Origin of the sequence: Streptomyces alkaliphilus (genome assembly GCF_014141535.1) — a bacterium.
GTDB lineage: Bacteria > Actinomycetota > Actinomycetes > Streptomycetales > Streptomycetaceae > Streptomyces > Streptomyces alkaliphilus.
Genome location: NZ_VKHT01001689.1, coordinates 1 through 520, shown reverse-complemented (window position 1 = coordinate 520; position 520 = coordinate 1). Strand labels below are relative to the sequence as shown.

At 74.4% G+C, this 520-nt stretch carries 1 pseudogene; it reads right to left on the bottom strand.

The features are described from left to right. Window positions 1-13 precede the first annotated feature (13 nt). Window positions 14-520: pseudogene (locus FNQ90_RS26340) on the bottom strand (hypothetical protein); the annotation flags it as partial.

Sequence of the window (520 nt, the reverse complement as noted above, 5' to 3'; positions counted from 1 at the left end):
GGGCGGGGGTGTTTCAGTGCTCCTCGATGCCGCTGTTCGCGCGGCTGCCCCTGCCGGTCGCCCGCGCGTCTCCGCTGTTGTGCACCCGGGCCGTTCCGCCCGATCCGGCGGGGCGCCGGATACCGGTGAGAGCGTCCCCGCCGCCTTCCGCGACGGCTTGTCCGGTGTCCACGGCCACCGCCCGCCCACTCGCCTCCAGCAGGTGCCGCAGTTCCTCGGCGAAGACGGGATCGTGCTCGATGGCGTCTTCGAGGGAGTCGGTCAGGCGGCGCCGGGTCCGCTCACTGGGCTCCTCCAGACCCTGTTCGGCTTCCTGGCCGGCGCGTTCCCACGCCGGATCCCCGCCCAACCGCCCCGCGACCAGGCCGCCGATCCGCTCCAGGCCGGCGTCGAGGCCGGCGTCCACGGCCTCCCCGGCTCGTTCCGCACCGCGTGCGGCGACCCGTGCGGTCAGCCACGCGAAGACGTACCCCACCACCGCTTCGACGTCCACGCCCACCGGTCCCCACCCCTTTGTGTC